Source organism: Candidatus Nanopelagicales bacterium (genome assembly GCA_018003655.1).
Taxonomy (GTDB): domain Bacteria; phylum Actinomycetota; class Actinomycetes; order S36-B12; family UBA10799; genus JAGNDY01.
Genome location: JAGNDY010000109.1, coordinates 1 through 5,490, shown reverse-complemented (window position 1 = coordinate 5,490; position 5,490 = coordinate 1). Strand labels below are relative to the sequence as shown.

Annotated in this window: 4 protein-coding genes; 1 reads left to right on the top strand and 3 read right to left on the bottom strand. The window is 63.5% G+C overall.

All coding sequences use genetic code 11. The features are described from left to right. The coding region (locus tag KAZ48_10515; protein ID MBP7973224.1) for an aryl-sulfate sulfotransferase at window positions 1-839 on the top strand (839 nt) is incomplete at its 5' end. A gap of 28 nt (window positions 840-867) precedes the next feature. Here the strand turns inward: KAZ48_10515 and KAZ48_10510 are convergent. From KAZ48_10510 to KAZ48_10500, 3 genes are all read right to left on the bottom strand, one after another. Further along, window positions 868-1,581, bottom strand: coding sequence for a flavodoxin family protein (locus KAZ48_10510; protein MBP7973223.1), 714 nt, complete (start codon window positions 1,579-1,581; stop codon window positions 868-870). A 94-nt stretch (window positions 1,582-1,675) separates the two neighbouring features. After that, a complete protein-coding gene (locus tag KAZ48_10505) occupies window positions 1,676-2,626 on the bottom strand; it encodes a glycosyltransferase family 2 protein (protein ID MBP7973222.1) in 951 nt (316 codons plus the stop codon). A 324-nt stretch (window positions 2,627-2,950) separates the two neighbouring features. Continuing rightward, window positions 2,951-5,293, bottom strand: coding sequence for an FUSC family protein (locus KAZ48_10500; protein ID MBP7973221.1), 2,343 nt, complete (start codon window positions 5,291-5,293; stop codon window positions 2,951-2,953). Window positions 5,294-5,490: the final 197 nt, after the last annotated feature.

Genomic DNA, 5,490 nt, shown 5'->3' with positions numbered 1-5,490 from the left:
GCCTGGATATGCATGACTTCCAACCGACCGACCACGGAACCTACTACGCCATCAAGTACACCTACCGGGACTGTCCCGGAAGTGAATGCGTGGACATGACGGCCTACTCCGGTGGATCGGACCACGCCACGCTCATCGACGGCGAACTAGTCGAACTCGACGCTGATGGGAACGTCCTTTGGTCGTGGCGGGCCCGCGACCACATTCCTTTCACCGACTGGACGGACAAGACGTCCGAGGCCCACAGTGCAATTTCCCTACTCGCATTGGAAGGCCACGACAACTGGGACATCGACCACCTGAACTCGGTTCAGGATGACGGTGACGGGGTGATCGTCTCTGCCAGGCACCTCAACGCCGTCTACCGGATCAACAAGTCCGATGGCTCCATCGACTGGAAGCTGGGCGGAACTCCAACGGCTAAGAGTCTGGCGATCTCCGGCCTCGACCAACCGTTCGCCTCCCAACACGACGCCCGGCGCCTGCCCGACGGAAGCATCTCCATCTTCGACAACGGCACCGAAGACAACAACCCGCCACGGCTGCTGGAGTTCTCCGTCAACGCCACCAACAAAACCGCCACCCTCGTGAATACAGTCACCGACGACCGGATCTCCTACTCTGGATGTTGCGGGAGTACTCGCAAGCTCACGAGTGGTCATCGCGTGACAGCCTGGGGTGGAACACCCTGGATCACCGAGACAAATGGTGCCGGTGATCCGGTGCTGACTCTTCATTCCGACGACGCGAGCTTCAGCTACCGCGTCGATCCAATCGAACCTGGCCGACTCAACCGGACCACCCTGGTGGACGGCATGAGTGCCATGAACCCGCGCTAACCCTCGCCCCGTATCGCGGGCCTACGCGCTAGCGATACTCGGGATTCGGGTGATCGAACCGGGCTCCGGCGTCCCACTCGGAGCGGGAGTTGCCGTGCTTGGGAAAGCCGCCGTTGCGCTTGAGTAACGCCGCGATTTGCATGAGGTTCCAGGTCATGAACGTGGTGTTGCGCTGGGTGAACTCGTTTTCCGGCCCGCCCGACCCGGGGTCAAGGTAGGAAGCGCCCGGGCCCACCTCGCCAATCCAGCCGGCATCGGCCTGGGGCGGGATGGTGTAACCGAGGTGCTGAAGCGAGTACAGCACGTTCATCGCGACGTGCTTGACGCCGTCCTCGTTGCCGGTCACCACGCAGCCGCCCGCTTTGCCGTAGTAGGCGTACTGGCCAGCCTCATTGAGTTGGCCGGACATCGAGTAGAGCCGCTCGATGACCCGCGTGCAGACGCTGGACTTGTCACCGAGCCAGATCGGAGTCGCGATCACCAAGATGTCCGACGCCAGAACCTTGGCGCCGATCTCCGGCCAAGCGTCGCGGTCCCAGCCCTTCTCGGTCATGTCGGGGTACACGCCAGTAGCGATCGGATGATCGACCGCACGGATTTCAGTGACGTCGACACCGTGTTTGCGCATGATCGCCGTGCTGACGCCGGTCAGTCCAGCAGTGTGACTGAGCTCGGGGGAGCGCTTGAGGGTGCAGTTAATGAAGACTGCCGAAAGGTCGGAGAAATCCAGCTCATCGCTCACGTGGACTGCCTCTCAGTGGCTCAGACGCGCCTGCTGGCGCGATGACTCGGACGCGCCTGCCGGCGCGATGCCGACCCTAGGGAAACCCGTCGGGCTATGCGACATCCAACTTCTTCACGGGCCGAATGCCCCGACGCGAAACCGAGTCATTCATCCAGCCAGGCCGCTGGGGCGCGTTCAACCGCGACGCGGACCGGCGTTTGGCGGTCGCCCGGATCTGGCGGGCATAGGCACGATCTTGAATGATCGTCCACAGCACTCGGAAGCCATCTTTGAACGTGTTGAGGTTGGTGCGCCCGTGATACCGGTCAAATTCAAAACTCGGAACCTCGGTGATGGACGCTCCCGACAAGGCGAAGCGGCCGATGATCAGCGCCTCAATCTCGAAGCCGTCGCCTTGAACCATCTCGGCCTCGTGATCGGCCTCGATCTCAGGCAGGTCAAGCATGTAGAGCTGGTCGGCCCAGAACGCGTTGTAGCCGTAACAGAGATCGGTGAACCGAGTATTGGTGAGAACACTGGCGATCATGTTCAAGCCCGTGTTACCCCAACTGCGAACCAGCGTGATGTCCTGGCTGCCGCCACCGGGGCAGAAGCGGCTGCCCTTTGCTAGGTCGGCGCCGTCGGTCAACGCCTTGATAAAGCGGGGGATCTCGTGCGGGTCAGCCGAACCGTCGATGTCGAACATAACGATGGCATCACCAGTGACCTCAGCAAAGCCGCAGGCCATTGCGTTGCCCTTGCCCTTGCGGGTTTGGTTGATGACTTTGGCGCTGGGCAATGCCTCGCGGGCGGCTTCAGCCGAACCGTCGGTGGAGTTACCGTCCACGACGATGACTTCGTAGAAGTTCACCAGGTAGGGCAGGATCTCCCGAATGTTCGCGGCTTCGTTCAGACACGGTACGACCACACTGACGCGCGGATTCTCTGGTCGACGCTCATTGCGCGGACGGCGTCGGTCAACGATTGGCTTCCCGTCGGCGCCGGTCAGGATCAGCCCGTCGGGACCGACCACCAATGGCCGACCGTGATCGTCAGTAGGCACCGGGTTGGCACCGGGGGATTGAGGTTCACCGACCGTCGGGGCGTCATGTTTCGTCGCAGGGAGATTCCCTGTGCTCCGCGCACTGCCGTGGTCGCTCATCTCGTCCCTTCTAGCAGAGTGCAACCACGACTCGTGCGAGCCGACGGGCTGCTCAACTCCCATAATCTTCGTACCCAATTCTAGGCCAGTCCAATCCCCGACGACCTGCCGAATGTGTCGAATTCGTGCGCTCTGCAGGTATTTACGGCGGTGGGGTAACCACCGAATGATGACCGAAATCTGCCGCCCGCGCGCGGTCGGACGCCCACGCATCAACCAGGGAAGTCACCCGTTCGGCGTAGCGACAAGTTCGGTGACGGGTTTGCTTTCACCGGTCGCCCTGGTCGCGAACTGGTTGCACATCCAGGCGCACTCGCCCAACCAGGCGGCAACGAAGGCCAGCGCGACGACCTCGTGACCAAACCTCGGGCCGGGGTTCAGCGCCAATCGTGCGATCGACTCGTCCACCGCCGCGCTGATCATGACCAACTCGGCGGTGCTGATGAACAGGGTGTCGTTGTCGACGGGGTCAGTGTTGTTCCCGGACAAAACGTCGATCGAGGCGAGCATGTGTTCTCTGATCGTGGCGGACAAACTCTCAACCGTGCTCCCGAACTCCTCACACTGCGGCGGCATCGGCGATACGCGTTCCATGCCGGCAAGAATCGCGCCGACGAACATTACCTGTCCGGTGAGATTGACGATGGTGGTCCAGGCGGGCAGATGTGCCAGCTCGTGGCCACCCTGGCCGATCGCCAGATCGAATGACTCCTGGCCGATGCTCACCTCGCGGTGCGCGATCGCCAACGTCCGCGTGACCTCGTGCTGTGCTTGTTTGTCGGCGGCTGGGTCGCTGGCTGTGGCACCGTTGACGAACCTAGTGACGACGGCCACGAGGAAAGCGGTAGACGCATCGATTCCTGATCGCAGTCGGGCCTCGACAACCGGGGTAACCCCGCGGGGCCACATCGCAAGACTGACGACCAAAGCCACCAAGACGCCGACAACGACGTCGAGCAATCTGATCGCGCCGGTACCGAACGTCGCGGGCTCGGTGATGCCAAAGAGGGCGATCACAAACACTGCGAACGACGCCTGCCCAACGATGACCGAGACCGCGCCAGGGGTGTAAGCCGCCAAGAACACCGCGAAAGGCAACAACAACCAGTACAAGCCAACTGTCGTGCTGGCGAGCGCCACCCAGGCCGAACCCAACACGAAGCCGATGACGGTTCCCACCACCATCTGACCAGAGGTCTTCCAGGTCGCCGAGACGTTGAGTCGCAATGCCACCAACGCACCCAGCGACACCCAGAAGCCGTGATCCAAGTGGGCTACCGACACCACCGCCACGGTGATCGACAAGGCGGTAGCCGTCTTCAGTGCGGTGCGCATCCACGGTGACCGCAGCGACCATTGCTCCCGCAGCCGCATCACCACGGAGGAGTCGTCGGCCGACTCGACGAGCTCGTGCACGCCGCCCAACGGGGCGATGCGCGGCTCACCAAGTGCCGCCGTCCGAGATCGGGCCCGACTGGTATCCAACGCACCAGCGACGTAGCGGGCGAGCACCTCGCTGGCCATCGAGACGACGCGGACATGAAACGAACTGTCCAGACCGCCACGCAATCGCCCCGGCGACGCCCGCTGCTCGGGTGCCGCGGCCCACTCGATGAGCCACCTTTCATGAACGTCGCGCGCCGCGGCGATCTCCGCCACATCAGTGTCGCCGGACCCCTCGCGCAGCGCGGTTGCGCAGTCGGCCAACGTCCGCACGACGACCTTGGCGAGTTCAACGTCGGCAGCTTGCAGGCTGACCGAGGAATCGTTGAGCCAGACGCGCAACACTGTTCGCAGACGGCGCATCTCGTTGATGGTCAAGAGCAGATTGCGGTCCCGCAACGTCCCACCGCCCGGTCGGGCCAGCCTGCCATCAAAGGCCCTGCCCAACCGGGCAGCCCGCTCGAATAACTCGACAACGGCCGCTGTGGCGGCTTCTCGGCCAGCTACCGAGTCAGCGGCTAGCAACTTGCCGGTCGCCGCCGCTGCCGAATCGATGGTGTCGGCCAGTCGCTTGCGCAGTTCGCTGCGCGGATGGGCGGGCCACAACACCATCGCGCCAGCAGTCGCCGCTAGAGCACCAAATCCCCAACCGAAGCAGCGGACGGGAACCAGGTCGAATGACGGCGTGGAGGTGGCCGCAAGCACGAACGGAAGGATCGCGGCCGTCGCCGATGCGGCGAAGTACCCCCGCAGCACCCGCGTGTACGCGATGGCAAAAACAACGACGAACGTGGCCAGCACCGTCCCCCAACGCCAATGGGCAATCACCGACCCCAGCGCCACCAGGCCTACGCCCGTCACGGCCAACAGCAGATTGGCCCGCAACCGGTGCCGCATTGGGCCGCCCAGGTCGGCGAACACCAACACCGAGAACGTCGCGAATGATGCATACAGCGCGCCGTTGCTCCACCCGAGCACGGACTGAACGAACCAATACACCAGTGGCACGAGGACTGCGGCACGCGTGGATTTCCGGAGAAAGACGTGACCCGGGTCATGGAGACGGGTGGCGATAGCAGTCCGCGCCCTACTCACGGCATCGCGCGGGCGGCTCTGTTCAGCCATGCGTTCTAGCCACGGTCGCCGCCACGGTTAGCCAGGCTATTGCGGTACGGCGGGCTATGCGAGCCATTGCACCTCGGTCGATTTCGGTGTGCGGGTGTCTCTTCCCGGATTGGCCGAGCCGCCACCGCCGGCTCGAGTCATTGGGGCAGGATGCGCCCTATGCCCTCGGCCAACCCACTGCCGCGCGACCCGCGCCC

Excerpts from the sequence above, each read along its gene's own strand:
- KAZ48_10500 (MBP7973221.1), bottom strand. The coding sequence starts at position 5,293 with ATGGCTGAACAGAGCCGCCCGCGCGATGCCGTGAGTAGGGCGCGGACT.